The organism is Microbacterium luteolum, assembly GCF_039533965.1.
In the GTDB taxonomy this organism is placed as follows: Bacteria; Actinomycetota; Actinomycetes; order Actinomycetales; family Microbacteriaceae; genus Microbacterium; species Microbacterium luteolum.
Genome location: NZ_BAAAUN010000001.1, coordinates 672212 through 697623, shown reverse-complemented (window position 1 = coordinate 697623; position 25412 = coordinate 672212). Strand labels below are relative to the sequence as shown.

Sequence of the window (25412 nt, the reverse complement as noted above, 5' to 3'; positions counted from 1 at the left end):
CATGGAGAAGTTCATCACGCACACCGGTATCGCGGCTCCGCTGAAGCGGTCCAACGTCGACACCGATCAGATCATCCCGGCCGTCTTCCTGAAGCGGGTCACCAAGACGGGCTTCGAGGACGCGCTGTTCCACGCCTGGCGTCAGGATCCGGAGTTCGTCCTGAACCAGGCGCCGTTCCAGGGGGCCTCCGTGCTCGTCGCCGGCGCCGACTTCGGCACCGGATCCAGCCGCGAGCACGCCGTCTGGGCGCTGCGCGACTTCGGCTTCCAGGTCGTGCTCAGCCCTCGATTCGCCGACATCTTCCGTGGCAACTCGGGCAAGCAGGGACTCCTCGCCGCAACCATTTCCGAAGAGGACCTCGAGCGCATCTGGGCCGTCATCGACAGGGATCCCGGGGTTCAGATCACCGTGGATCTCGAGGCGCGCACCGCCTCGATCGGCGACGTCCAGGCCGACATCGGGATCGACGATTACACTAGATGGCGGCTCCTTGAAGGGCTCGATGACATCGGGCTCACGCTGCGCAACGAAGACAAGATCGCGCAGTTCGAGGCCCGTCGCGAGTCGTGGCGGCCCCGAACCCTCCCCGTGCAGTGACACGGCGGGGGCGGGGGAGCCAGGGGCAACCCGCCCCCGAAATCCGTGGAACGAAGTGAGGCTCCGAATGACGACACCTGTGCGCGACGCTCTCCCGGACGGAGTCCCCGCTCTCACCGGCGACGTCCTCGCCATTCGAGGGGGTCGCCCGCTCACCGGTCGTGTCGACGTCAAGGGTGCGAAGAACCTCGCGACGAAGGCGATGGTGGCCTCGCTTCTCGGCGAGACCGTCAGCGTGCTCCGCGACGTCCCCGCGATCAGCGACGTGGCCGTCGTCCGCTCGCTGCTCGAGGTGCACGGCGTCAACGTCTCCGACGGTGACGAGCCCGGTGCGCTGGTGTTCGACCCGAGCGACGTCGAGTCCGCGCACTTCGAGGAGATCGACGCGCACGCGGGCGCCTCCCGGATCCCGATCCTCTTCTGCGGACCGCTGCTGCACCGTCTCGGTCAGGCGTTCATCCCCGACCTCGGCGGATGCCGCATCGGCGACCGCCCGATCGACTTCCACCTGGACGCGCTCCGGAAGTTCGGCGCCGTCGTGGAGAAGCTGCCCAGCGGCATCCGCCTCTCGACCCCGCACGGGCGTCTGCACGGCGCGAACATCCACCTCCCGTACCCGAGCGTCGGGGCCACCGAGCAGGTGCTGCTGACGGCCGTGCGTGCCGAGGGGACGACGGAGCTGCGGAACGCGGCCATCGAGCCCGAGATCATGGATCTCATCGCCGTCCTGCAGAAGATGGGCGCGATCATCTCGTACGAGCCCAACCGCGTCATCGTGATCGAGGGTGTGGAGAAGCTCCGCGGCTACGACCACCGCTCCATCTTCGACCGCAACGAGGCGGCCTCCTGGGCCTCCGCCGCGCTGGCGACCGACGGCGAGATCTTCGTCGGCGGCGCGAAGCAGCAGGAGATGCTCACCTTCCTCAACGTCTTCCGCAAGGCGGGCGGTTGGTTCGACGTCCAGGAGGACGGCATCCTCTTCCGTCGCGACGGCGACATCCAGCCCGTGGTCGTGGAGACCGACGTGCACCCCGGCTTCATGACCGACTGGCAGCAGCCGCTCGTCGTGGCACTCACGCAGGCGCACGGCCGCTCGGTGGTGCACGAGACCGTGTACGAGAACCGGATGGGCTTCACCGACGCGCTGGTCAAGATGGGCGCTGACATCGTCGTGCATCCGCACGGACTCCAGGCAGGTCCTCGCCGTGTCCCGCGTCGCGAGCTCGAGCAGGCCGCCGTCATCACCGGCCCCACGCCGCTGCACGGCGCCGACATCGTCGTTCCCGACCTCCGCGGCGGATACAGCCACGTCATCGCCGCGCTCACCGCGACCGGCGAGTCGAAGGTCTCCGGCGTCGACATCCTCAGCCGCGGCTACGAGAAGTTCCTGGCCAAGCTCGACGCCCTCGGCGCCGACTTCGACGTCATCCGGTGACCCGGGTGACTTCCCGATCAACGGAGACGACGCGGCCGAGTGTGTTCTGGCCGCTCGCCGCGCTGGTGATCCCGCCGGTCGCCTTGATCGCGAAGATCCGTGTCTCGGGTGCGGAGAAGCTGCCGCAGCAGGGGTCCTTCGTCCTCGCGCCGAATCACTACTCGGAGTTCGATCCGCTGATCGTGTCGGTCGCCGTGTGGCGCACCGGCCGCGCCCCGCGGTTCATGGCCAAGGAGAGCCTGTTCCGGGTGCCGGTGCTGGGGTGGTTCCTCAAGCGCACGGGGATGATCCCCGTGGCCCGCACCTCGTCGGCGACGTCGGCGAAGCAGACTATGAAGCAGTCGGCCGAGCTCGTCGAGCACGGACGCGGAGTCATCGTGTACCCCGAGGGCACGCTCACGCGCGACCCCGACCTGTGGCCCATGCGCGGCAAGTCCGGTGCGGTGCGCCTGGCACTCGCCGACGGCATCCCGCTGATCCCGATGGCGCAATGGGGCACGCAGGCCATCATGGGGCGCTACCAGAAGGGCCTCAGCCTCTGGCCGCTGCGCAAGCCCGTGCAGGTGCTCATCGGCGACCCGGTCGACGTCTCCGACCTGCGCGCTCGCGCGGGTGAGCCGGCGGCGCTCAACGAGGCGACGACACGGCTCATGAACGCGATCACCGCCCTGCTCGAGCAGCTGCGCGACGAGAAGGCCCCCGCGGAGCGCTGGAATCCCGCGAGCCACGGCCAGAAGGAGACGGGGCGCCTTGACTCCTAAGAGAACCGCCGTCCCGGTCGGCCCGCGGGCCACGGTCATCGGCGCCGGCAGCTGGGGCACCACGTTCGGCAAGATCCTCGCCGACGGCGGAGCGCAGGTGACGATGTGGGCGCGTCGCGCCGAGCTCGCGCACGAGATCGACGAGGCGAAGCGCAACTCGAGGTACCTGCCCGGTATCAACCTCCCGCGGTCGATGGCGGCGACGCATGAGCTTGCCACCTCGCTCGAGGGCGCGGAGCAGGTCTATCTCTCCGTGCCGAGCCAGTCGCTGCGCGAGAACCTCAAGGCGCTGCGGCCGCTGCTGGCCGACAGTGACGCGAAGATCGTCAGTCTGATGAAGGGCGTGGAGCGCGGCACCGGGCTGCGCATGAGCCAGGTGATCCAGCAGGAGCTGCGCTGCGATCCCGACCGCATCGCCGTGGCATCCGGGCCCAACCTGGCGCTGGAGATCGCCCGCGAGCAGCCGACGGCGGCCGTGATCTCCTCGCGCAGCCGGGAGACGGCGGAGATCGTCGCGAGGGCGGCGCGCAACAGCTACTTCCGGACGTTCGTGAACACCGACGTGATCGGCACGGAGTTCGGCGGCGTGCTCAAGAACCTGATCGCGGTCGCGATCGGCATCGTGGACGGCGTCGGCTACGGCGAGAACACGAAGGCCTCGATCATCACCCGCGGCCTCGTCGAGATGACGGATTTCGCCGTCGCGAACGGCGCGCATCCGGAGACGCTCCAGGGACTCGCCGGGCTCGGCGACCTCATCGCGACCTGCCAGTCTCCGCTGAGCCGCAACAACACGGCCGGGCGCCTGCTCGGCCAGGGGTACAGCTTCCAGGACGTCGTGAAGCAGATGCAGCAGACCGCGGAAGGCCTCGCCTCCGTCGCGCCCGTGCTGCAGCTGGCCCGCGAGTCCGAGGTGGACATGCCCATCGTCGAACAGGTGAAGATGGTGCTCGACGGGAAGATGGATCCCCGTGATATCGCGCCCCACCTGACGACGGACGACGACACCCCCCAGGGTGAGAGGACCAACCATGGACAAGCAGACGGTGGTGGTGCTCTTCGGAGGGCGCTCCAGCGAGCATTCGATCAGTTCCGCAACGGCGGGGGGCGTGCTGGGAGCGATTGATCGCGACCGCTACGCCGTGATCCCGGTGGGGATCACCCGCGAGGGCGCATTCGTCCTGGAAGACGACGACCCCGCGAAGTTCCCGCTCGACGCGGCGCACCTCCCGGAGGTGGTCGACAACGGCACCCGCATCCTGTGGCCGGAGCCCGGCGGCGACCGCACTCTGCGGGTCGTGCATCCCGGCGGCGCGACCGAGGGGCTCGGCGAGATCGACGTTGTCCTGCCCATCTTGCACGGGACGCATGGTGAGGACGGGACGATCCAGGGCTTCTTCGACACCCTCGAGGTCCCCTATGCCGGAGGTGGTGTCCTCGACTCCGCGCTCTGCATGGACAAGCACTTCATGAAGATCGCCCTCCAGGCGTCCGGGATCTCGGTCGCGCCCTGGGTGACGGTTCGTCGACGGGAGTGGGAGCAGGATGCCGCGCCGCTGCGGGCACGCGCCGCCGAGCTCGGTCTGCCGCTGTTCGTGAAGCCCGCGCGGGCGGGCTCCAGCGTCGGCGTCTCCAAGGTCGAGACGGCCGATGAGTTGGACGCCGCCCTGGCGATCGCTTTCGCGGAGGACGACAAGGTCCTCATCGAGACCGGGGTGAGCGGTCGCGAGATCGAGGTCGCCGTGCTCGAGAGCGCCGACGGTGTGCGCGCGTCGCTCCCCGGTGAGATCGTGCTGACCTCTCGCGGGTTCTACGACTTCGAGGGCAAGTACCTCGGCGGCGACGGCGTCGATGTGGTCTGCCCCGCGGAGCTGACCGACGCCGAGGTCGCGGCGATCCAGGACACCGGCATCCGCGCTTTCGAGGCGGTCGACGGCCGGGGTCTCGCCCGCGTCGACATGTTCCTCACGTCGGCGGGCGAGCTGGTCGTCAACGAGCTCAACACGATGCCCGGGTTCACGCCCATCTCGATGTTCCCGAAGTGCTGGGTGGCCTCGGGGTTGAGCTACGGCGACCTGATCACCGAACTGGTCGAGGCCGGGCTCCGCCGCTGACTCAGCCGGCGGGGAACTCGACCCGCTCGGTGCACTGCGCGGTCGCCGCGGAGAGTCCGGGCTGGATGCTGGACGAGAGCGTGTCGACGACGGCCTGGAAGTCGATCTGCTCGCCCCGGCGGATGTTCACCTCGACGGCCGGCTCCCGACCGTAGGTGACGAGTCGCTGCCGCTCCTCCTCCTGATCGAGCACGAGCCAGTCGACGCCGCCGATCGTGGTGCAGACGAGCTCGGAGGGTGCGGGCGGTTCCACGCCGCAGCGGAGCACGATCGTCGGGTCGCCCCACGCGCCGGTCGCCTGGGCATCCGTCCACACGCGGTCGAGCCCTGCGACCGTCTCGGGCAGCAGTACCGAGACCGCAGCGCAGCCGGGATCGTTCGCGTCGGCGGCGGGTTCGAGATGCACGGTCGTGGAGCAGCCGGCGAGGGCCGCGGCCAGGATCACCGCACCTGCGACGGCTGCGAGGCGACGGGAACGGAGCATGCTTCCAGGCTACCTTTGACAGCATGCCCTCCCGACCCGCAGCCGACGACCCTGCCCTCGGCGACCTCTCCGAGGGCGCGATCCTCAAAGCGATCCTGACCCGCACCGCACCCGGGACCTACACGCTCCTCGGGCCGGGAGACGATGCCGCCGTCGTCGCCGCGCCCTCCGGCAGCGTGGTGGCGACGACCGACACCCTCGTGCACGGACCGGACTTCCGGCTCGCCTGGTCCAAAGGCTACGACCTGGGTTGGAAGGCGGCGGCGGTGAACCTCGCGGACATCGCGGCGATGGGCGCCCGCCCTACCGCTCTGCTCGTGGCGCTGGCCGTCCCGCGTGACCTGCGCCTGTCCTTCGTCGAGCGGCTCGCCGACGGGTTCCGCGAGGCCTGCGCCGCTCTGGCACCCGGCTGCGCCGTGGTGGGCGGCGACCTCACGGTCTCCGACGTGCTCACTATCGCCGTCACCGCGCTCGGCGATCTCGAGGGCCGTGCGGCCGTCACACGTGACGGCGCGCGACCCGGCGACGTGGTCGCGGTCGCGGGTGAGCTGGGGCACGCCGCGCGGGGCCTCGCCGTGCTGTTCGGACGCTTCCGCGACGGCGATGTGCCGATCGCGATCGATCCCTCGAAGCTCGCCGCGGGGGAGAGCGGTGCGGTGTCCGCGCAGCTCCGCCCTTCTCCGCCGATCGGGCTGGGTCCTGTGGCAGCGACCGCTGGTGCGACGGCGATGATGGACATCTCCGACGGGCTCGCCCTCGATGCGCGGCGGATGGCCGCGGCATCCGAGGTCACCATCGCGCTCGATCGCGCGCTGCTCGGGGACGATCCGGAGCGCGCGATCGCCGGCGGGGAGGACCATGCCCTGCTCGCGACCTTCCCCGACGGGGTCCTTCCGCCCGGGTTCCGGATCATCGGCGAGGTCCGCGACCGCGGTGAGGAGGATCTCCTGTGCGACGAGCGGCCGGTGGACATCTCCGGCTGGGACCCCTATCGGGACTGGGATTCCGTCTCGGGCTGAGACCGGGTGACCGGCGGGTCCGCCGCCGTCGGCTCCGCCCACCAGAGGACGGTGTCGCCATAGGCCTTCTCGCGGAACAGCTCGAGCCCTGCGGCGGCGAAGTCCGGCGGAGTGGAACGTCGACCGCGCTCGACGACGACGAGCGCCTGCGGCGAGAGCAGAGGCGCGAGTGCGACGAGATCGGCCGTCATCGCCTCGTCGTCGAGGTCGTACGGAGGGTCGGAGAACACGAGGTCGAACGTGCCGGCAGCCCGCAGCAGATAGGTGTGCACCGCCACCTCGTGGACGCGCGCAGCCGCTGCGCCGCCCGCCTTCGCCACGGTCGCGGCGTTGCGCCGGATCAGCGCGGCCGCCTGGCGTCCGCGTTCGACGAGATCGGTGCTCGCCGCGCCGCGGCTGAGCGCCTCCAGACCGAGGGCGCCGGAACCCGCATAGAGGTCCAGCACGCGCGCGCCGTCGATGGCGTCGGCTGACTCCAGAGCGCCGAACAGCGACTCCCGGACACGGTCGCTGGTCGGACGCGTGCCGGTGCCCGGCACCTCGAGTCGTGCTCCGCGTGCCCGTCCGGCGATGATCCTCGTCACCCGTTCACGATACGACAGACGCGGCGCCCGAGGTGTCCGCGGGGTTCCCTAGACTCGAATCATGCCGCTTACGCTCGATTCCTCGCTGGAGGAGGCCCTCGGCGCCGCCCCCGCGAAGACGCTCAACCGGGCGTTCAGCATGCAGACGGTGGCAGACCTGGTCTCGCACTACCCGCGGCGCTATGCGGATCCGGGAGAACTCACCCCCATCCGCGACCTCCCCATCGGCGAGACCGTCACGATCGTGGCCGAGGTTCTCTCCTCGAGCTTCCGCCGCATGCGCAACCGCCCGGGCGCGATGGTCGACGTCGTGATCGGCGATGGCATCGGGCGCATGTCGTTGACGTTCTTCGCCAAGAACATCAACGCGGCCGAGTGGCGTTCGAAAGACCTCGCGGTCGGACGGCGGGGCGTGTTCTCCGGCAAGGTCGGCATGTTCAACGAGGTCACCCAGTTCGCTCATCCCGAGTACGAGCTGTTCGACGACGAGGACGCAGCCCGGCGCCGGGCTGATGCGAGGGCGTCTGTCCTCATCCCGATTTACCCGGCGACGTCGACCCTGCAGACCTGGCAGATCGCGAAGTTCGTCGCACGCGTGCTCGACGACCTGACGGGCATCCCCGATCCGATTCCGGAAGCGGTGCGCACGGAGGAGGAGCTCCTCACCGCCGGCGAGGCGCTCGAGCTCATCCACCGACCGCGCACGCGGAACGACATCGACCCCGCCGTGCGCACCCTGCGGATGCACGAGGCGCTCACACTGCAGACCGCCCTGCTCCAGCAGCGCGATGCGGTGCGAGCACTCTCGGCGACCGCGAGACCCGCGCAGCCGGGCGGTCTGCTGGAGCGCTTCGATGCCTCGCTGCCCTACGTTCTGACGCCTGATCAGCAGACGGTGGGAGAGCAGGTCGCTCACGATCTGGTGGGCGCCTGGCCGATGAACCGCCTCGTGCAGGGCGAAGTCGGCTCCGGCAAGACGCTGGTCGCTCTGCGCGCCATGCTGCAGGTCGCCGAGAGCGGCGGGCAGGCGGCGCTGATCGCCCCGACCGAGGTCCTCGCCGGTCAGCACCTGCGGTCCATCGCGAAGATGCTCGGCCCGCAGCTCGCGCCACTCGTGATGCCGACGCTGCTCACAGGGCAGCTCCCGGCGGCGGAACGCCGGAAGGCCGCGCTGCGCGTCGCGTCCGGGCAGTCGCTCATCGTCGTCGGAACGCACGCGCTGCTGGGGGAGAAGACGACCTTCGCCGACCTCGGCCTCGTGGTCGTCGACGAACAGCACCGCTTCGGCGTCGAGCAGCGGGAGGCTCTGCGGGCGAAGGGCTCGAGCCCGCACGCCCTCGTGCTGACGGCGACGCCGATCCCGAGGACCGTGGCGATGACGGTCTTCGGCGATCTCGACACCTCGGTCATCCGCACGATGCCAGCTGGACGCGCCGGCATCGAGTCTTTCGTCGCCCCGCTCGCCGAGCATCCCGGGTGGTTCAACCGGGTCTGGGATCGGGCGGCGGAGGAGATCGCGCAGGGCCGGCAGGTGTTCGCCGTCTGCGCCGCGATCGACACGGCCAAGAAGACCGCCGAGCAGGGGGAGCAGTCCGCGCTCGCACCCGAGGGGGCTGCGGGACCGCGCTGGGGGGTGGTGCAGCTCGACGAGGCGCTCGCGACGCACCCGAAGCTGGGCGGACTCCGCAGGGCTGTGCTCCACGGCAAGATGCCCTCTGATGAGAAGGATGCCGTGATGCAGGCCTTCGCGCGGGGGGAGATCGACCTGCTGCTGGCCACCACGGTCATCGAGGTCGGCGTCGACGTTCCGAACGCCTCGACGATGATCGTCCTCGACGCCGACCGCTTCGGCGTCTCCCAGCTGCATCAGCTGCGCGGTCGGGTGGGCCGAGGCGGAGTGCCAGGGCTCTGTCTCCTGGTCACGGAGGCCGAATCGGGTTCCGTCGCCCGTGAACGCGTCGAGGCGGTCGCAGCGACCCTCGACGGATTCGCCCTGGCCGAGGTCGACCTCGAGCTGCGCGGTGAGGGCGATGTGCTCGGGGCCGCCCAGGCGGGGGTCCGCTCGTCGCTCAAGCTCCTGCGCGTCGTGAAGGACGCGGGACTCATCACACGAGCGCGCGAGGTCGCGGAACAGATCCTCGCGGAAGACCCGGAACTCGCCCGGCATCCGGGGCTGAGCGAGGTCATCGGCCGTCGAGTGAGCGACGAGGACCGTGCCGCGCTGGCGAAGAACTGACGACATGCGCGTGCCCTAGGCTGGACGTATGCGATGCACTGAGCGACGGATGGAGTCGAAGTGAGCAGCCGGATCGCCGTCGTCCCGGGTTCCTTCGATCCGCCGACCCTGGGTCACCTCGATGTGATCCGTCGTGCCGCGAAGCTGTACGACGAGCTGCATGTGCTCGTCGTCCACAACCCCGGCAAAGAGGCGATGCTGCCCATCGCGCAGCGGCTGTCGCTCCTCGAACGGTCGATCGCCGAGGACGGCATGGCGGGAACCATCGTGATCGGTTCCTGGAGCATGGGTCTCCTGGTCGACTACGCCCGCGATGTCGGAGCCGGCGTGCTGGTGAAGGGCATCCGATCCCAGATCGACGTGGCCTACGAATCGCCCATGGCGATCGTCAACCGGCACCTGGCGGACATCGAGACGGTCTTCCTGCTTCCCGACCCGTCGCATGCTCTGGTGTCGAGCTCGCTGGTGCGTCAGGTGGCATCGCTCGGCGGAGACGTGACGCCGTTCGTCCCCCCGGCCGTCGCCGCGTTCCTCGACACCGGCGCACGCGGGATCTGAGCTCCGCTGCCGATGCCCTGTCCGGCCCGCTCGCAGACGGAGCCGGGTAACATGGCGTGGTGCGATCTCGACTGAACGGCCCTTTCGTCCTTCCCGTCCGCGACATCGTCCGACGACCGGGGGAGATGCGTGAACACGAGTTCACGGTGAGCCTCGCCGAACCCTGGGGCGAGGGAATCGTCAGGTACGAGGCGGGTTCCGACCTCGACATCGACGTACGTCTCGAGTCGGTCCACGAGGGCATTCTGGTCTCCGGAACAGCGGAGGCCGAGTACGCCGGTGTGTGCGGAAGATGCCTCATCGACATCACTCAGCCTGTCGAAGTCGAGTTCCAGGAGCTTTTCGCGTATCCTGGTGAGGAAGAAACTGACTTCGAGGTTCAAGACGACCACGTGGATCTTGAAACTCTCGTCAGGGATGCGGCCGTATTGTCGCTTCCATTTCAGCCGGTGTGTCAGCCGGATTGCCCGGGTCTCGACCCGCAGACGGGCGAAAGGCTGACCGTGAGCACCGGGACGGAGCAGGCCGCTCCCATCGATCCTCGATGGAGTGCGCTCCAGCAGATCACAGACCAAGACGGCAAGGCATCGAGCCGCGCCGCCGAGAAAGAAGAGAGCTAGTCATGGCTGGTAACCCCCCGAAGCGTAAGGTCTCCCGTTCGAACACCCGCTCGCGCCGCGCGCAGTGGAAGGCGGCTCCCATCGCCCTGGTGAAGACCATCGAGAACGGCAAGACCGTCTACAGCCGTCCCCACCAGGCGAAGGTCGTCACGGACTCGCAGGGCACCGAGCTGTTCCTCGAGTACAAGGGCCGCAAGGTCGCCGACGTCTGAGTCGCGAACTCATCGTGACGGAGGTCCCCGGGGGGACGAGACCTCTCCCAGTCAAGCTCCGCGTCGACATCGACGCGGAGCTTCTGGAGTTGGCGCTCACCCATCGCTCGTACGCGTACGAGCACGGCGGCATCCCTCACAACGAGCGTCTGGAGTTCCTCGGCGACTCGGTGCTCGGGCAGGCCGTCACGGTCATGCTGTTCACCACGCATCCCGACCTGGATGAGGGCGAGCTGGCCAAGCGGCGCGCGAGCGTCGTGTCGACCGTCGCCCTGGCGGAGGTCGCCCGCGGCATCGATCTGGGCAGTCACCTCCTGCTCGGTCGTGGCGAGGAGCAGACCGGTGGTCGGGACAAGGACTCGATCCTCGCCGACACCATGGAAGCCGTCATCGGCGCGACCTACCTGTCGGCTGGGCCCGAGGCCGCGACGGAGCTCGTGCTGCGTCTCACCGAGCCGCTGCTGGCAGACCCGGAGCGCTACGGCGCGGCGATGGATCCGAAGACCAGTCTTCAGGAGCTCGCCGCACGGTCCGGGGCCACGCCGCCGCAGTACTCGGTCGAGGCCAGCGGTCCCGATCATGACCGACGCTTCACGGCGACGGTGGAGGTCGGGGACGTCCGCATGACCGGCACCGGGAGCAGCAAGAAGACCGCCGAGATGGCGGCTGCGCTGAGCGCCTGGCGCACGCTGAACGAGCGTGCCTGAGCTTCCCGAGGTCGAGGTCGTCCGCGCAGGTCTCGCACCTGCGGCGATCGGATCCCTGATCACCGGGGTCAGCGTCTTCGACGAGCGGGCGTTGACCCGGCATCCGGCCGGGGCCGCCGATTTCGTCGCACGCCTGGAGGGCCGTCGGTTCTCGGCGGCATCGCGCCGCGGGAAGTTCCTCTGGCTCCCGCTGGACGACGCGGAGTCCGCGCTGATCGCCCATCTCGGCATGAGCGGTCAGATGCTGCTGCGCGCGCCGGATGCCGCTGCCGAGCGCCATGAGCGCGTCCGGATCGATCTCGAGCATCCGCAGCACGGCGAGCTGGCGATCGTCTTCTCGGACCAGCGGACGTTCGGATCCCTCGCGGTCGACACGCTGATCCATGACGGCTCCTCTCTGATCCCGACTCAGGTCGGTCACATCGCCAGGGACCCGATCGACGACGCGTTCGACGACGACCGCTTCCGGCACGCCCTTGCACGCAAGAACAGCGCGATCAAACGCGTGCTCCTCGACCAGAGCGTGGTCAGCGGGATCGGCAACATCTATGCCGACGAGGCGCTCTGGGCGGCGCGCGTGCACCCGGAGACTCCGGCCAGCCGCCTGTCCACGCCGGCGGTGCAGCGGCTCCTCGGCGAGGTCCGTGCTGTCCTCGCCAAGGCACTCGCCGAGGGCGGGACGAGTTTCGACGCGCAGTACGTCAACGTGAACGGGCAGGCCGGGTACTTCGCGCACTCCCTCAACGCCTACGGCCGCGGGCGACAGCCCTGCCCGCGCTGCGGCACGCCCATCCGCCGCGAGGCGTTCATGAACCGTTCGTCGCACTACTGCCCTCGCTGCCAGCGCCGCCGCTGATCGCGACGCCGTCACGCCGCCTGGAACGCCCCGGTCAGCAGTGGCCGGGTGGCCCAGGTGCTCGCCCACACGACGCCGATTCCCACGGCCACCACGGCAGCGATGGTGAGGAGCGACAGCGGGGCGGTGATCAGGGCGATTCCCACGAGCGGGAACACGACGACGGCCGCGCACAGCGCCGATCCGATCGCCGTCACCAGCAGCGGCGACATGATCGCCCGACGTCGCGCTCGATCCACGGTCTCGAGGGGCATTCCCAGATGATGCAGGCTGCGGTGGAGCTCTCGCTGGTCGAGCACGTCCGACGCCTGGTTGACGCCGACGGATGCCGCCACCATGAGGAACGAGCCGATGAGCGTGATCACGAGCCCGGTGCGGATGTCGTCCGCGAGGGCGATGTCCGACGCTGTCGCGCCCTCGCCGCCCATGACGTCCAGGAGCGCGACGCCGGTGCCGGCGAACACGGCCATGAAGCTGGCCATGGCGATGCCGCCCACCTGACGCCATGCCGTCTTGGGGGAGTCGAGGACGATGCGGGCGGCGAGCAGGCGCTCCGGCTGCTCGGCGCGCCGGAGCTGTCGGGATGCCGAGACCTTGAGCACCCAGGGACCGACGATGTTCAGCACCGCGAGCACGGCGCCGAACACCCCGGCGAGCACAGCGATCGTCGCGACGAGGCTGCCGACCGAGGGGAAGACCTTGATCAGGACGAACGCGATCGCGACGGCGCCGGCGGCGATGACCGCGCGGATCCAGTGCACGCTCGACACCGATGAGCGCGTGCGGACACCCAGCGGGGAGATGACGACCCGGCGGAGCCCGATGATCGCGCTGCCCGCCGCGAGGACGAGAACTCCGCCGAACACGGCGACGATGTGCAGGGGTGACAGGAAGACCGCGCCGAAGCCGAGCGGCTCTCCGCGGAACGGGATCATGCCCACCAGCGGACTGATCGCCAGGTGCCCGAGCACGCCGACCACCGCTCCGGCACCCGCGACCAGGACCGATTCGGCGACCGTCGCGACGGTGACTCCGGCGGGGGAGACGCCCAGAAGTCGGAGGGTGGAGAGGCGCTCATCGCGGCGACGGGCGGAGAGTCTCGCGGCTGCGCCGCCGAGCGACACGAGCGGCACCACGAGCAGCACCAGGGCGATAGCGGCGAGGGCCTGGTAGACCGGCGCGAACTCGTCCGTCCATCCCCAGAACGACTGTGCGCCGCCGATCACGGTGAGCACGAGTGTGGTGACGACGCCGAACGCCACGACGGGGAGGGCCAGGACGCTGTTCTGCCCGGGTGCCGGGCGGAGCAGCAGGGCGAGCACGTTGGCGTTCATGCGGCGACCGCCGACGAGACGATGCGTCCGTCGCGCACGGCGATCGTGCGCGTGCACCGCGCGGCGACCTCGGGATCGTGTGTCACGACGACGAGTGTGCGTCCCTGTCCGGTCGTCGACCAGAGCAGCGCGTCCATGACCTCGGCGGATGTCTGGGAGTCCAGCGCTCCGGTCGGCTCGTCGGCGAAGACCAGCTCCGCTCCGGTCGCCTGAGCGCGAGCGATCGCCACGCGCTGCGCCTGGCCTCCGGACAGCTCGCCGATGCGGCGCTCCTCCATGCCGGCGAGACCGAGTGCCGCGAGCCACGCGGCTGCGTGCTGCACGGCATCCTGCCGCCGGATCCCGTTGATCATCGAGGCCAGCGCGACGTTCTCGACGGCGGTGAGCTCGGGGATCAGGAGACCCTGCTGGAAGACGAAGCCGAAGCGCTCGCGACGGAGCCGGGAACGGGCCGACTCACCCAGCGCGGTCACCTCCACCGGTGCCCCTTCGGCAGGGCGGAACGTCACGGCACCGGCATCCGGGGAGATGATGCCGGCCAGCACGTGCAGCAGCGTCGTCTTGCCCGAGCCGGAGGCGCCCATGATCGCGACGGACTCGCCGCGATGGATCGCGAGGTCGACACCGGCGAGGGCACGGGTCGAACCGAAGTTCTTGCTGAGGGCGTGGGCTTCGATCACGGGGATGTTCATGCTTCCAGCCTCGTCACCCGCCTCGCCGCCGTCGTCCGTCAGGCGGATGAGGATGCGGACCCGACGTCATCCCGGAGAATGAGATCGGGTCCGCATCCGAGGTCAGATCTTCTTCTGCCACGCTCCCGCATAGGAGACGGGCAGGAAGCCGATCGCCTCGTTGATGCTCAGCATCGGACGGTTCTCCTCCGCGTTGAAGGTGGAGACGATCGGCGAGGACGGCATCCGCTCCCGCCAGCGGAGTAGGTTGGCGCACTTGACGATCATTCCGAGCCGGTGGCCGCGATGCTCCCTCGAGACGAGCGTCCCGAACTGGTGCGTGACGCCTCCGCGGTCGGCGCCGATCAGCAGCTCGTTGTACGCGACTAGCTCTCCGGTCGGCACATGCTGGACGGCGGCGACGGACATCGCCTGGCCCGCGCTGGTGAGCTGCTCCTCGCGACGGATCAGCCGATCGGCATCCCATTCCTCGGCGACGAAGTCCATCTCGCCGCTCGGGGCGTCTGTCGACAGCCGGGCGAGCACGGCGGCGAAGCCGTCTCGGAGGTCCGGCGGAGTGGGCAGCATCCATTCGACGAGCCGGTAGTCGGCGCCGGCGACGGATCGCGCCTCTGCGAGGGCCCGGCGCAACGGCTCGGAGTCGGCGCGCAGGTCGAACTCGCTGTTGCGTTCGACCTGCTCGAGCTCGAATCCGCGCGCTTCCAGCAGATCGCTGAGCGGGATCGCGGGAACCCGGCCCCAGCCGGTTCGAGGCACCAGCATGCGCTCGGTCTCTTCCGGCCGGTGCAGCGACCAGATCTGCAGCACGCTGCGCCCCTGTGCGCGCGCCTCATCCTCCGCGCGAGCGAGCAGAGCATCCTCGACACCGTGGCCCCAGTGCTCGGCCGGGACGAGCAGGTCGATCTCCGCGGCGTGCGCCTCGGCCTCCTGGGCGAACGCCACCGTCACCATGCCGAGGATCCTGTCGTCCGAACGCGCGACGAATCCCGTCTGCAGCGTGTCGGTGCTGTCGTGCCAAGCGGGCAGCATCTGCGCGGCATCCGGTGCGAGGTCGGGCAGGCCGACGGCTTCGTCGCAGATGAGCCGGTTGAGCTCGCCGTACGCGAGGAAGTCCGCGGCATCGGCGTCGTCCAGCGAGCGTGGCGCGATGAGCGGGGTGATCGTCAGCACGATCGTGTTCATGTCAGTTCCTTCTTCCAGGCGCCCTCGTAGGCGGTGGGAGTGAAGCCCATGGCCTCGTTGATGGAGAGCATCGGCCGGTTCTCCTCGGCGTTGTAGGTGATCACGCGGGGCGATCGTGGCGCGACGTCGAGCCATTCGAGCATTGCGGCGCACTTCACCAGCTGTCCGAGACGGTGGCCGCGGTGCTCGTGGAGCACGAGCGTGTCCTCCTGATGGGTCACCGCGTCATGGTCAGGACCGATCGCGAGCTCGGTGAACGCGCTGAGCTCGCCCGTGGCGATGTGCTCCGCGGCGGTGACCAGCACGGTTCGGCCCATCTCGGCGAGACGTCGCTCGCCCTCCTGCAGACGAGCGACGTCCCACGTCTCCTCGTCGGTCTCGATCCCGGCGGAGGGGGCATCGGTGGACATGCGCGACTTCATCCACGCATACCCCTCGGCCCGGTCGGCAGGCGTCGGGAGCATCCAGTGCACCACCCGGTAGTCGGTGGACGCGGCGCGCCCGTCGGCGAGGAGCTCTCGTGCGTGCTGGATCGTCTCCGGGGAGAGCGTCAGATGGCTCACGCGATAGACCTGCTCGAGCTGGTAGCCGTGCCGCAGGAGGAACCGGGAGACATGGTCGTCCGGAACGCTCCCGAAGCCGGTCTGGGCTTCGATCCGCGGACCGTCGCTCGGCTGCTGCTCGAGCCATTCCTGCAGTACGGAACGCCCGTGCTGGCGGGCGACGTCCTCCAGGTGCGGGAGCACCGCGCTGCCGATCCCGCGACCCCACACGTGCGGCCGCAGCTCGATGCTCACGATCGCGACGCGTGATCCCTCCTCATGCGGGATGTTCACGATGGCCCGTCCGACGATCTCCTCGCCGATGCGCACCGCCCAGACGACGGTGGTGCGCTCCTTCCGGGACCGCAGGATCGGCAGCAGCGCTTCCGGCGTCAGATCGTCTTCGTCACGGCCGGTGATCTCGCGGTAGACGAGGTTGCGGACGCGGGCGAGTTCGCGGAACTCGCCCGCGTCCGCTGCGTCCGCTCGTGCCGGGAGCACGAGCGGACGCAGGGTCGCGCCTGCGGTGAGCGGGATGTCCATGAGGTGATCTCCGATCAGCGCATGCTGCGCTGCAGGTCGTAGGTGAGCAGCGCGTAGGTCTCCGCGGCGGAGCGGTCGCGCTCACCGAGGATCAGGGAATCAGTGGGTGGGAAGTGCAGCTTCCGGCGTTCGCGCCGGGGACGCTGCGCCCTCTGAAGCAGCCAGAGGCCGATCCGGAGGGAGAGACGATCAGCGAGCGCGAGGCTGCGCAGTTCGTCGGGACGGGGGATCTGGAGGACCTGCTGGTCCTCGGTATCGGGCGGGTGGGTGATGCCGCGATGCAGCGTCGTGTTCACGATTGTTCCTTCGAGATGAATGACGGGAGATGGGTGTGGAAGCGTCGTCACGAGACGGCCATGGCAGTCGGGGACGGCGCGGAAGGATGCGACGCCTCAGGCGCCGCGAGAAGCGGATGCCGAGGGTGGCGGGGAGTCCATGATCTGCACGCAGATCAGAGGGTGGGGCGCGGGTGCACCGGCGAGAGGCGAGCCCGATACGGGCCGGAATTCTCGGGCTGCGGTTCTATGCGAGCGCGCTGGAGCGGACGCCGGCGGTTACCGAGTACGCAGAGCGCGGCGCAGAGTGCGCTGGCGCGGTGAGGCCTGTGGCCTGTGCGTTGAGCTGAATGAACATCATCGGTAACCTCCTTTCGTGTGGCGATCCGGAGGACACGGTAGCGAAGGATCGCCGAGGTCGTCAAGCACATCCGTGTTCTTCCGGCGTGTCGCCGCCGGCGCGGGTTCATCGCCCGCCCGCGCGGGATGACAGCGGATCGGCGCGATTCCGGTAGCGTGGCGGCGTGAATCTCCCCGGACGAGCGGTGCTCGCATGCATCTGAAGAGCCTGACGCTCAAAGGGTTCAAGTCGTTCGCCCAGCCGACCAGTTTCGTGTTCGAGCCCGGCGTCACCTGCATCGTCGGCCCGAACGGATCGGGCAAGTCCAACGTCGTCGATGCGCTCGCGTGGGTCATGGGGGAGCAGGGCGCCAAGACGCTCCGTGGCGGGAAGATGGAGGACGTCATCTTCGCCGGCACCTCGACCCGCGGGCCGCTCGGGCGGGCGGAGGTGCAGCTCACGATCGACAACGCCGACGGCGCGCTCCCGATCGAGTACGCCGAGGTCACGATCAGTCGAACGCTCTTCCGCAGCGGATCGAGCGAGTACGCGATCAACGGCGAGAGCTGCCGGCTGCTCGATGTGCAGGAGCTGCTGAGCGACTCGGGTCTCGGACGCGAGATGCATGTCATCGTCGGCCAGGGTCGCCTCGACACCGTGCTGCAAGCGTCACCCGAGGATCGTCGCGGATTCATCGAGGAAGCCGCCGGCATCCTGAAGCATCGCCGCCGCAAGGAGAAGACCCTCCGCAAGCTCGATGCCATGGAGGCGAACCTCACGCGCCTCAGCGATCTCGCCGGCGAGATCCGGCGTCAGCTCAAGCCGCTCGGTCGGCAGGCGGAGATCGCTCGCGAGGCGCAGACCATCGCCGCGGTGGTCCGCGACGCGAAAGCACGCATCTTCGCGGATGACGTCGTCGCGCTGCGCACGGCGCTGGCCGATCACACGCGCACCGAGCACGAGCGCCACACCGAGCGGCTCGTGCTCTCCGACCAGGCCGAGACCGTGCGCGCGAGCATCGCCCGACTCGAGCAGGACCAGAACTCCGTCGCCGTCGATCAGGCCAGGGGCGTGGCATTCGGACTCGAGCAGGTCCAGGAGCGGATGCGTGGCCTGTACACGCTGGCGAATCAGCGGCTCGCCCTGCTGGGCTCCGAGGAGGATGACGCCGCCGTCACCGCGGTGACGGTGACCCAGAGCACGATCGATGAGGCGAAGGAAGAGATCGACCTGATCTCCGCAGGCCTCGGTGACGCGCAGGACGCGGCCGCTGCGGCGAGCCGGGAGGTCGTGCACGCCCGTGCCGAGTTGGACACGCTCGACGTGGACATCGCCGAGCAGAGCGCTCTCGTCTCGGAGTACGACATGCGGCTCTCGACGCTCCGTGGCACCGCGGATGCCGCGGCGTCGGCACTGGCAGCCGTGCGCGGCGCGGTGCTCCGGCAGGAGAACGCGCTGGAAGCCGCGAACGTGCGACGCCGGGAGGCGACAGAGGCGCTCGAGGCGATCGACGACGCCGAGGCCCCGGAGGGCACGGCGGTCGAGCACGCGGCGGCCTACGACAGCGCGCAACGGGCATCCTCGACGGCCGAGGCCGAGCGAGAGGCGCTGCGGGAGCGGCTCCACGCCGCCGAGCGCGAGGTCGACTCGCTGACGGCGAAGGCGGCGGCGCTGAGCAGCGCGCTCGCGCTGTCCGGTGGTGCGGCGGAGATCGTCAAGGCCGGCGGAGCCGGTGTGCGCGGACTCGTCGGCGACGCGGTGCAGGTGCGGTCCGGCTTCGAAGCGGCCATCGCGGCCGTCCTCGGACCGCTCGCAGAAGGCGTGCTGATCGACTCCGCGGCCGACGCCTTCGCGGCGGCCGCGGAGGCCGCCGAACAGCGTCGTGGCGTCGTGGACTTCGTCGTGGCCGATGCCCTGCGTCCGACCGTCGACCTGCCCGCTATCGACGGGATCACGCCGGCGACCGAGACCGTCACCGCGCCCGACGGGGTGCTGGGCATCCTCTCGCACGTGCTCATCGCCGCCGATCTCGATTCGGCGCGAGCAGCGCGCGCAGCCCTGGACACCGCCGGCGACGCCACGACCACCATCGTCACGCTCGGCGGCGACGTCGTCACGGCTCAGACTCTGCGGACCGGATCGGGAGGCGAGCGGTCCCGCCTGGAGCTCGCGGCCGAGCGCGACGCCGCGAGAGAGCGTCTCACCGAGATCCAGATCGTCGTCGACTCGCTGCGCGAGGCGCGGGAGGACGCGAACGAGGCCGTCGAGACCACCCGTCGCCAGGCGAAGGATGCTCTGCGGGCTCTTCGAGAGCACGACGCGGCGCTCGCGAGCCACGCGGAGCAGGTGAACCGGATCACCGTGCGCCACGAATCGGCCGTGGCGGAGTGCGAGCGACTCGAGACCGGACTCGCGCAGGCGCAGGCGGCCGTCGCCGACGCCGAGGCCAAGGCACAGGCAGCGAAGGACGAGGTGGATGCGGCAATCGCGGCGCCTCGTCCGGTGCTCGACGCCACCGCGCGCGACGGTCTGCTCGAAGCGCTCGAGGCCGCGCGCGAGGACGAGGTGCGCGCCCGACTCGAGATCGAGACGCTCCGGGAGCGGGTGCGCGCCGCGCAGGCGCGGGTGTCGAGCCTCGAGCGCCAGCGCGAGCACGAGCGCGACGCAGCAGCAGAGGCGGCGCGCAGGGCCGTCATCCGCCGAGCGCAGCGCGCGGCGGCATCCGGCGTCGCCGCAGAGCTGCCCCGCATCCTCGACTCACTCGATCGTTCCGTCACCGAGGCGCGCATCGCGCTCGGCGAGGCGGAGTCCGCGCGCTCCGCGCAGAACGAGGAGCTCGTGGCTCTGCGCGCGCAGGAGACGTCCTTGCGGGAGCGCCTGTCCGGTCTCACCGAGAGCGTGCACGGGCTCGAACTCCAGATCCACGAGAAGAAGCTCCACCTCAACAGCCTGTTGGAGAGAGTGTCGTCCGAGCTCGCTCTCGACGAAGATATTCTCATTGCGGAATATGGACCTGACCAGCTGGTTCCTCGGGATCCGGGTGTGGCTCCGCCCGAGGATGAGCTCATCGACGACACGGCCATCCCCTTCGACCGGCGCATTCAGCAGCGCCGCCTCGCCGAGGCCGAGCGCAAGCTGGCGCAGCTCGGACGCGTCAATCCGCTCGCGCTCGAGGAGTTCGCCGCGCTGGAGCAGCGTCACGCGTTCCTCACCGAGCAGCTGGCGGACCTCACGCAGACGCGCCAGGACCTGCTGACGATCATCGGCGACCTCGACGATCGGATGCAGACGATCTTCGCGAGCGCGTTCGAAGACACGAAGGAAGCCTTCGGCCAGGTGTTCCCGCTGCTGTTCCCCGGCGGTTCGGGGAGCATCTCCCTCACCGACCCCGACAACATGCTGACGACGGGGATCGAGGTGTCGGTCCGACCCGTCGGCAAGAAGATCGAGCGGCTGTCGTTGCTTTCGGGCGGCGAGCGCTCACTCGCGGCCGTCGCTCTCCTCGTCGCGATCTTCAAGGCGCGGCCCAGCCCGTTCTACATCCTCGACGAGGTCGAGGCCGCACTGGACGATGCGAATCTCGGACGCCTGCTGACGGTGTTCGAGCAGCTGCGCGAGAGTTCTCAGCTGCTGATCATCACGCATCAGAAACGCACGATGGAGATCGCAGACGCGCTCTACGGCGTCTCGATGCGGCAGGACGGCGTGTCCGCCGTGGTCGGCCAGCGCGTCGGCGACCGGGCGGCCGCGGCGAGCTGAGGCGCTCAGCCCCGAGCACAGCTTCGGAGAACTCGCGGCGACACCCCGCGGATGCCGGGCGCCGTCGGCGTTTCGGGCGTGAACTCCGAAGTCGTGCTCAGGATGCGAGTGCGGCCACGAACTCGTCCACGACGTGCACGAAGCGGCCGGAGTCGTGCGGGCGATGTTCGTGACCCGGCAGCACGCGATGCGTGGCCCCGTGATCGGCGAGCACCTGCGCGATCACCTCGTACTCGTCGTTCCAGCCGCCGGTCACCACCAAGGTCGGCACGCCGCCGAGCATCCGGTCCCGTACGCCGTGCCCCCAGGGCAGGTTGGTGGTCGCCCACCGTTGGGCGAGAGCCTGCTCCTCGCTCCAGCGCTCCTCGTCGAAGGGGCCTCCGAACATCAGCGGCCGCAGGATCGCCCAGAATCCGCGGAGGTCCCCGACGGATGCCCGTGAACGCGCCTCGGTGACGATGCCGATGTGGCGTTCGATCGCCGTATCGCCGCGCGCGAGGTCGTAGAGCGCCGGTTCGATGAGCACGAGACCGGCGATATCGAGCCGCGGCGCTGCGAGGGCGACGGGAACCGCGCCGATCGAATGCGCGAAGATCATCACCGGCCGGCCGCCGAGTTCATCGGCGAGAGCGTGAGCCTGATCGTCGATCGAGGATCCCGCGGGGAAGGAGACGAACGTCGCGTCGCCCTCGTCGACATGCGGCCAGGCATCGACACCGCGTCTTCCCCCGCCGTGCACGTAGACGCGTTCGCGAACCATCCCCGGATGCTACCCGTAGGCTGGACTCATGGCGGAGAAGTCCTGGTCTCTCGGTCGCGCACTGCGCGGCATGTTCGTCAAGCCCACCATCGACGAGACGACCTGGGAGGACCTCGAGACCGCGCTCATCACGGCGGATTTCGGTCCCGACATCAGCGAGCGCGTCGTCGAGGAGCTCCGCGAGAAGGTGGAACGCTTCCGCACCACAGACCCGCAGGATCTCCAGCGGATGCTGCGCGAGACGCTCGAAGAGCACTTCGCGAAATTCGACACCACGCTCAAGCTCACCGAGCGTCCCGCAGTGGTGCTCGTGGTCGGCGTCAACGGCGTCGGGAAGACGACCACGATCGGCAAGTTCACGAAGTTCCTCCGCGGATACCAGCGCAGCGTCGTGGTCGGCGCGGCGGACACCTTCCGTGCCGCAGCGGTCGATCAGCTGGCCACCTGGGCGCAGCGCGGGGGAGCGGCGATCGTGCGCCCGCAGCAGGAGGGTCAGGATCCGGCATCCGTGGCCTTCCAGACCATCGACTACGCCAAGCGCGAAGGCATCGAGATCGCGATCATCGACACGGCGGGGCGTCTGCACACCAAGGGCGGGCTCATGGACGAGCTCGGCAAGATCCGCCGCGTCATCGAGAAGCAGGCTCCGATCAGCGAGGTGCTGCTCGTCCTCGACGCCACGACGGGGCAGAACGGCGTCATGCAGGCCGAGTCGTTCCTGGAGCACGCCGGGGTCACGGGACTCGTCCTCACGAAGCTCGACGGGTCGGCCAAGGGCGGTTTCGTGCTCGCCGTCCAGGAGCGCACCGGCATCCCCGTGAAGCTCCTCGGTCAGGGCGAGGGCATCGACGATCTGACCGGATTCACCCCCCATGTGTTCGTCCAGTCGCTGGTCGGTTGAGGACAGGGCTACCGCAGTGAGCACGAGGCTGGTTTCATAGCGTTATGGCGATCGAACACGACTACTTCGGACTCCTCTCATCGGGACCCGACGGCTCGATCTTCTGGTCGGAGACCGTCGAGCTCGGCGATCAGAGCGTCACCGTCGATCTGACGGCTCCTGACCAGGACGACGTGTCCGCTGACGCGCTCGACATCGCCGCGAGCCTCATCGCGGGCCTGGAGAGCGTCGACGACACCGCGCGTCGGGGAATGCTCTCCGAGGTGGACGATCGCACGAGCGAGGTGACCGAGTACATCCTCCAGCAGCAGGAGACCTACGGTGAGGATCTCCCCGAAGTGCTCGTCGACGTCTCGGGCGATGCCGCGGTCGACATCATCCGCTCGCTGCGGTTGATGAGCATGACGATCCTCGCTGACGAGCACGGCGGCTCGGAGCCGTTCGCCGTTCTCGAGTACGCACTGGACGACAGCTCGACCGACGACGTCCTGCTCGTGAACCTCGGTTCCGACGGCAGTGTTCAGTCGGTCATGAGCGCCGACTAGACCGCCTGCGCGAAGCCCAGGTCCGCGCTCTCGGCGATGTGCGCCAGGTGGGCGGGGATCTCGCGTCCCTTCGACACCATCGACTGCGCCCACAGCCGGCCGGCGCGGTACGACGAGCGGACGAGCGGTCCCGCGAGGACACCGAGGAAGCCGATGCGCTCGGCTTCCTCCTTGAACTCGACGAACTCGGCGGGCTTGACCCAGCGGGCGACCGGAAGGTGGCGCGGCGTGGGGCGCAGGTACTGCGTGATCGTGATGATGTCGCAGCCGGCGTCGTGCAGATCCTGCAGAGCCTGGACGACCTCTTCAGGCTCTTCGCCCATACCGAGGATCAGGTTCGACTTGGTGATGAGCCCGGCGTTGCGGCCCTGCGTGAGCACGTCCAGCGACCGCTCGTAACGGAATGCCGGCCGGATGCGCTTGAAGATGCGGGGCACCGTCTCGACGTTGTGCGCGAAGACCTCGGGGCGCGCATCGAAGATCTGACCGAGGAAGGCCGGGTCGGCGTTGTGCTCGTTCGCGAGCAGCTCGACACCCGTGTTCGGGTTGAGCTCGTGGATCTTCCGGACCGTCTCGGCGTTGAGCCACGCGCCCGTATCGGGCAGGTCGTCTCGGGCGACGCTCGTCACGGTGGCGTACCGGAGGTTCATCCGCTGGACGCTCTCGGCCACGCGGCGCGGTTCGTCGGTGTCGTAGGCGTCCGGCTTGCCGGTGTCGATCTGGCAGAAGTCGCAGCGCCGCGTGCACTGGGAGCCGCCGATGAGGAACGTCGCCTCCCGGTCCTCCCAGCACTCGAAGATGTTCGGGCATCCGGCTTCCTGACACACCGTGTGCAGATCCTCGCTCTTCACGAGGGAGTGCAGGGCCGTGTACTCGGGGCCCATCTTCGCCTTGGTCTTGATCCACTCGGGCTTGCGCTCGATGGGCGTCTCGGCGTTGCGGATCTCGAGGCGGAGGAGTTTGCGCCCTTCGGGTGCGGCGGTCATGCGGATGCTCCTGCGAGGTCGGCGTCGGCGTAGTCGGTGGTGAAGGCGGCGATGACGGCGTCGACGAGATCGGCCGGGGTGACCGTCCGGCCCACGACCTCGCTCACCGTGGTGACGCCGGCGTCGGTGATCCCGCATGGGATGATGTCACGGAACCCGGCGAGCGAGTTGTCGCAGTTGATCGCGAAGCCGTGCATCGTGACACCCTGCTGCACGCGCACGCCGATGGCGGCGACCTTGTCCTCGGAGAGCGGACGGCGCACCCAGACACCGCTGCGGCCGTCCACCTGGTAGCCCTCGACGCCGAACGGGCGCAGGACATCGATCAGCAGGCGCTCCAGGCGGCGGACGTGTGCCACCACGTCCATGGGCTCGGGCAGCCGGACGATGGGGTAGCCGACGAGCTGCCCCGGCCCGTGCCAGGTGATCTTGCCGCCGCGGTCGACATCGACCACGGGCGTGCCGTCCTGAGGGCGCTCCTGGGGCTCGGTGCGCTTGCCGGCCGTGTAGACGGCCTCGTGCTCGAGCAGGATGAGAGTGTCGGGTCGGGTGCCCTGCACGACGTCGGCGTGGACGCGGCGCTGCAGCTCCCATCCGTCGGTGTACGGCACGGGGTTCGGTGCGAAACCCGGAGTGAGGATGTCGAGCATCATTGCCACCTTCATGGGGTAGTTGGATTGCGTCTAACAATACCCCTCATCCGTGCGGACGGCTCAGGGCCCCGCGACGGGCGGTACCGTGAAAGCATGAACTCCACCGGTCGCGCGGGTCGCCCCAAGGCGTCGTCGCGGGAGACGCTCGCCGAAGCGGCGTGCGAGCTCTTCCTGGAGCGCGGCTACGACGCGACATCGGTGGCTGACATCACCCAGCGCGCCGGGGTGAGCCGCTCGAGCTTCTTCAACTACTTCACCTCCAAGAGCGACGTGCTGTGGTCGGGCGTGGACGAGCGGATCGGGCACGCGATCACGTCGCTCGAGAGCCTCGGCAGGCTGGCGACAGGAGACGCCGTGCGCGGCATCCTGCTCCTCGTCGTGCGGGATTTCGAACCGGACCCCCTCGCCCTCGCCCTCCGGAACGCGGCGGCGATGGGTCTGGAAGAGGAGCTCGTGCGTGACACCGGCCTGCGACTCGCTCGGCTCTCCACAGCGGTCGCCCGGGCCGCCAGCGCATCGGGCGTCGACGTCGTCCGCGCCGACATCCTCGGAGCGGCCCACGCGGCCGCCGTGCTGTCCTCGCTGCGCGTCTGGGCGGAGCACGGCGCCGGCCAGGGCACGCCCGAGGCCGTCCTGCTGCGGGCGCTCGGCACGATCCACGATCTGCCCTGGGCGGATTGACCCTCACCGACTCGGATCGGCGCGCGGCTCCCGCT

26 protein-coding genes are annotated in these 25412 nt (G+C 69.4%); 16 read left to right on the top strand and 10 right to left on the bottom strand.

Features of this window, described 5'->3' with window-relative positions; genetic code table 11:
• Window position 1: 1 nt before the first annotated feature.
• The 5 genes from leuD to ABD648_RS03410 all read left to right on the top strand — a co-directional run bounded on the left by leuD (window position 2) and on the right by ABD648_RS03410 (window position 4908).
• A complete protein-coding gene (gene leuD, locus ABD648_RS03430; RefSeq protein ID WP_282217307.1) occupies window positions 2-598 on the top strand; it encodes a 3-isopropylmalate dehydratase small subunit in 597 nt (198 codons plus the stop codon).
• Between the two features lie 67 nt (window positions 599-665).
• A complete protein-coding gene (gene murA, locus ABD648_RS03425; protein WP_282217306.1) occupies window positions 666-2033 on the top strand; it encodes a UDP-N-acetylglucosamine 1-carboxyvinyltransferase in 1368 nt (455 codons plus the stop codon).
• Window positions 2030-2794 (top strand): lysophospholipid acyltransferase family protein, encoded by a 765-nt coding sequence (locus ABD648_RS03420; RefSeq protein ID WP_282217305.1) that lies wholly within the window; start codon window positions 2030-2032, stop codon window positions 2792-2794. The genes murA and ABD648_RS03420 overlap by 4 nt, the downstream gene beginning before the upstream one ends.
• Window positions 2784-3920: an NAD(P)H-dependent glycerol-3-phosphate dehydrogenase gene (locus tag ABD648_RS03415; protein WP_282217304.1), complete on the top strand. Its 1137-nt coding sequence runs from the start codon at window positions 2784-2786 to the stop codon at window positions 3918-3920. The genes ABD648_RS03420 and ABD648_RS03415 overlap by 11 nt, the downstream gene beginning before the upstream one ends.
• On the top strand, window positions 3826-4908 hold the full coding sequence (locus ABD648_RS03410) for a D-alanine--D-alanine ligase family protein (protein WP_282217303.1): 1083 nt from the start codon (window positions 3826-3828) through the stop codon (window positions 4906-4908). Before ABD648_RS03415 ends, ABD648_RS03410 begins: the two co-directional genes overlap by 95 nt.
• 1 nt (window position 4909) lies before the next feature.
• On the opposite strand, the gene ABD648_RS03405 is transcribed toward ABD648_RS03410, so the two are convergent.
• The gene (locus tag ABD648_RS03405) at window positions 4910-5392 is read right to left on the bottom strand and encodes a DUF3515 family protein (protein WP_282217302.1); all 483 of its coding nucleotides are present in this window, start codon (window positions 5390-5392) and stop codon (window positions 4910-4912) included.
• A gap of 23 nt (window positions 5393-5415) precedes the next feature.
• On the opposite strand from ABD648_RS03405, the gene thiL reads away from it, so the two are divergent.
• Window positions 5416-6411 carry a thiamine-phosphate kinase gene (gene thiL / locus ABD648_RS03400; protein WP_282217301.1) on the top strand — a complete coding sequence of 332 codons (996 nt, stop codon included), beginning with the start codon at window positions 5416-5418 and terminating at the stop codon, window positions 6409-6411.
• Here thiL and rsmD read toward each other — a convergent pair.
• On the bottom strand, window positions 6381-6995 hold the full coding sequence (gene rsmD / locus ABD648_RS03395; protein WP_282217300.1) for a 16S rRNA (guanine(966)-N(2))-methyltransferase RsmD: 615 nt from the start codon (window positions 6993-6995) through the stop codon (window positions 6381-6383). The two genes, thiL and rsmD, sit on opposite strands and share 31 nt — an antisense overlap.
• 61 nt (window positions 6996-7056) lie before the next feature.
• Between rsmD and ABD648_RS03390 the strand changes: the two genes are divergently transcribed.
• The 6 genes from ABD648_RS03390 to mutM all read left to right on the top strand — a co-directional run bounded on the left by ABD648_RS03390 (window position 7057) and on the right by mutM (window position 12184).
• The gene (locus tag ABD648_RS03390) at window positions 7057-9231 is read left to right on the top strand and encodes an ATP-dependent DNA helicase RecG (RefSeq protein ID WP_282217299.1); all 2175 of its coding nucleotides are present in this window, start codon (window positions 7057-7059) and stop codon (window positions 9229-9231) included.
• 60 nt (window positions 9232-9291) lie between these two features.
• On the top strand, window positions 9292-9789 hold the full coding sequence (gene coaD, locus ABD648_RS03385; RefSeq protein WP_282217298.1) for a pantetheine-phosphate adenylyltransferase: 498 nt from the start codon (window positions 9292-9294) through the stop codon (window positions 9787-9789).
• A gap of 71 nt (window positions 9790-9860) precedes the next feature.
• A complete protein-coding gene (locus ABD648_RS03380) occupies window positions 9861-10409 on the top strand; it encodes a YceD family protein (RefSeq protein WP_282217495.1) in 549 nt (182 codons plus the stop codon).
• A gap of 2 nt (window positions 10410-10411) precedes the next feature.
• Window positions 10412-10621, top strand: coding sequence for a 50S ribosomal protein L32 (gene rpmF, locus ABD648_RS03375; RefSeq protein WP_282217297.1), 210 nt, complete (start codon window positions 10412-10414; stop codon window positions 10619-10621).
• Between the two features lie 14 nt (window positions 10622-10635).
• Window positions 10636-11328, top strand: coding sequence for a ribonuclease III (gene rnc, locus ABD648_RS03370; RefSeq protein ID WP_282217296.1), 693 nt, complete (start codon window positions 10636-10638; stop codon window positions 11326-11328).
• Window positions 11321-12184, top strand: a complete 864-nt coding sequence (gene mutM, locus ABD648_RS03365; RefSeq protein WP_282217295.1) for a bifunctional DNA-formamidopyrimidine glycosylase/DNA-(apurinic or apyrimidinic site) lyase — start codon at window positions 11321-11323, stop codon at window positions 12182-12184. Before rnc ends, mutM begins: the two co-directional genes overlap by 8 nt.
• Window positions 12185-12195: 11 nt before the next feature.
• On the opposite strand, the gene ABD648_RS03360 is transcribed toward mutM, so the two are convergent.
• The 5 genes from ABD648_RS03360 to ABD648_RS03340 form a co-directional block, all read right to left on the bottom strand.
• Window positions 12196-13518 carry an FtsX-like permease family protein gene (locus ABD648_RS03360; RefSeq protein WP_282217294.1) on the bottom strand — a complete coding sequence of 441 codons (1323 nt, stop codon included), beginning with the start codon at window positions 13516-13518 and terminating at the stop codon, window positions 12196-12198.
• Complete coding sequence (locus tag ABD648_RS03355; RefSeq protein WP_282217293.1) at window positions 13515-14210, bottom strand: ABC transporter ATP-binding protein; 696 nt, start codon at window positions 14208-14210, stop codon at window positions 13515-13517. Before ABD648_RS03355 ends, ABD648_RS03360 begins: the two co-directional genes overlap by 4 nt.
• A gap of 102 nt (window positions 14211-14312) precedes the next feature.
• A complete protein-coding gene (locus ABD648_RS03350; RefSeq protein WP_282217292.1) occupies window positions 14313-15392 on the bottom strand; it encodes a GNAT family N-acetyltransferase in 1080 nt (359 codons plus the stop codon).
• Window positions 15389-16477, bottom strand: a complete 1089-nt coding sequence (locus tag ABD648_RS03345; RefSeq protein ID WP_282217291.1) for a GNAT family N-acetyltransferase — start codon at window positions 16475-16477, stop codon at window positions 15389-15391. The genes ABD648_RS03350 and ABD648_RS03345 overlap by 4 nt, the downstream gene beginning before the upstream one ends.
• Window positions 16478-16491: 14 nt before the next feature.
• Complete coding sequence (locus tag ABD648_RS03340; RefSeq protein WP_282217290.1) at window positions 16492-16773, bottom strand: hypothetical protein; 282 nt, start codon at window positions 16771-16773, stop codon at window positions 16492-16494.
• A gap of 532 nt (window positions 16774-17305) precedes the next feature.
• Between ABD648_RS03340 and smc the strand changes: the two genes are divergently transcribed.
• A complete protein-coding gene (smc, locus tag ABD648_RS03335; protein WP_282217289.1) occupies window positions 17306-20851 on the top strand; it encodes a chromosome segregation protein SMC in 3546 nt (1181 codons plus the stop codon).
• Between the two features lie 97 nt (window positions 20852-20948).
• On the opposite strand, the gene ABD648_RS03330 is transcribed toward smc, so the two are convergent.
• The gene (locus ABD648_RS03330) at window positions 20949-21611 is read right to left on the bottom strand and encodes an alpha/beta fold hydrolase (RefSeq protein WP_282217288.1); all 663 of its coding nucleotides are present in this window, start codon (window positions 21609-21611) and stop codon (window positions 20949-20951) included.
• Window positions 21612-21639: 28 nt separating this feature from the next.
• Between ABD648_RS03330 and ftsY the strand changes: the two genes are divergently transcribed.
• Entirely contained in the window at window positions 21640-22512 is an 873-nt protein-coding gene (ftsY, locus tag ABD648_RS03325; protein ID WP_282217287.1) for a signal recognition particle-docking protein FtsY, read from the top strand.
• A 44-nt stretch (window positions 22513-22556) separates the two neighbouring features.
• A complete protein-coding gene (locus ABD648_RS03320) occupies window positions 22557-23057 on the top strand; it encodes a DUF2004 domain-containing protein (RefSeq protein WP_282217286.1) in 501 nt (166 codons plus the stop codon).
• Here ABD648_RS03320 and lipA read toward each other — a convergent pair.
• Both lipA and lipB read right to left on the bottom strand, forming a co-directional pair.
• Window positions 23054-24043 (bottom strand): lipoyl synthase, encoded by a 990-nt coding sequence (lipA, locus tag ABD648_RS03315; RefSeq protein WP_282217285.1) that lies wholly within the window; start codon window positions 24041-24043, stop codon window positions 23054-23056. The genes ABD648_RS03320 and lipA overlap by 4 nt on opposite strands.
• Window positions 24040-24693, bottom strand: a complete 654-nt coding sequence (lipB, locus tag ABD648_RS03310; RefSeq protein ID WP_282217494.1) for a lipoyl(octanoyl) transferase LipB — start codon at window positions 24691-24693, stop codon at window positions 24040-24042. The genes lipA and lipB overlap by 4 nt, the downstream gene beginning before the upstream one ends.
• Window positions 24694-24789: 96 nt before the next feature.
• On the opposite strand from lipB, the gene ABD648_RS03305 reads away from it, so the two are divergent.
• Entirely contained in the window at window positions 24790-25377 is a 588-nt protein-coding gene (locus ABD648_RS03305; protein ID WP_282217284.1) for a TetR/AcrR family transcriptional regulator, read from the top strand.
• The last annotated feature ends 35 nt before the right edge of the window (window positions 25378-25412 follow it).

What these genes read in the sequence shown, in the direction of transcription:
- leuD (WP_282217307.1), top strand. Translation starts at nt 2, where the DNA reads ATGGAGAAGTTCATCACGCACACCGGTATCGCGGCTCCGCTGAAGCGG.
- murA (WP_282217306.1), top strand. Translation starts at nt 666, where the DNA reads ATGACGACACCTGTGCGCGACGCTCTCCCGGACGGAGTCCCCGCTCTC.
- ABD648_RS03410 (WP_282217303.1), top strand. Translation starts at nt 3,826, where the DNA reads ATGGACAAGCAGACGGTGGTGGTGCTCTTCGGAGGGCGCTCCAGCGAG.
- ABD648_RS03405 (WP_282217302.1), bottom strand. Translation starts at nt 5,392, where the DNA reads ATGCTCCGTTCCCGTCGCCTCGCAGCCGTCGCAGGTGCGGTGATCCTG.
- thiL (WP_282217301.1), top strand. Translation starts at nt 5,416, where the DNA reads ATGCCCTCCCGACCCGCAGCCGACGACCCTGCCCTCGGCGACCTCTCC.
- ABD648_RS03390 (WP_282217299.1), top strand. Translation starts at nt 7,057, where the DNA reads ATGCCGCTTACGCTCGATTCCTCGCTGGAGGAGGCCCTCGGCGCCGCC.
- rpmF (WP_282217297.1), top strand. Translation starts at nt 10,412, where the DNA reads ATGGCTGGTAACCCCCCGAAGCGTAAGGTCTCCCGTTCGAACACCCGC.
- ABD648_RS03360 (WP_282217294.1), bottom strand. Translation starts at nt 13,518, where the DNA reads ATGAACGCCAACGTGCTCGCCCTGCTGCTCCGCCCGGCACCCGGGCAG.
- ABD648_RS03355 (WP_282217293.1), bottom strand. Translation starts at nt 14,210, where the DNA reads ATGAACATCCCCGTGATCGAAGCCCACGCCCTCAGCAAGAACTTCGGT.
- ABD648_RS03350 (WP_282217292.1), bottom strand. Translation starts at nt 15,392, where the DNA reads ATGAACACGATCGTGCTGACGATCACCCCGCTCATCGCGCCACGCTCG.
- ABD648_RS03345 (WP_282217291.1), bottom strand. Translation starts at nt 16,477, where the DNA reads ATGGACATCCCGCTCACCGCAGGCGCGACCCTGCGTCCGCTCGTGCTC.
- smc (WP_282217289.1), top strand. Translation starts at nt 17,306, where the DNA reads ATGCATCTGAAGAGCCTGACGCTCAAAGGGTTCAAGTCGTTCGCCCAG.
- ABD648_RS03330 (WP_282217288.1), bottom strand. Translation starts at nt 21,611, where the DNA reads ATGGTTCGCGAACGCGTCTACGTGCACGGCGGGGGAAGACGCGGTGTC.
- ftsY (WP_282217287.1), top strand. Translation starts at nt 21,640, where the DNA reads ATGGCGGAGAAGTCCTGGTCTCTCGGTCGCGCACTGCGCGGCATGTTC.
- ABD648_RS03320 (WP_282217286.1), top strand. Translation starts at nt 22,557, where the DNA reads ATGGCGATCGAACACGACTACTTCGGACTCCTCTCATCGGGACCCGAC.
- lipA (WP_282217285.1), bottom strand. Translation starts at nt 24,043, where the DNA reads ATGACCGCCGCACCCGAAGGGCGCAAACTCCTCCGCCTCGAGATCCGC.
- lipB (WP_282217494.1), bottom strand. Translation starts at nt 24,693, where the DNA reads ATGCTCGACATCCTCACTCCGGGTTTCGCACCGAACCCCGTGCCGTAC.
- ABD648_RS03305 (WP_282217284.1), top strand. Translation starts at nt 24,790, where the DNA reads ATGAACTCCACCGGTCGCGCGGGTCGCCCCAAGGCGTCGTCGCGGGAG.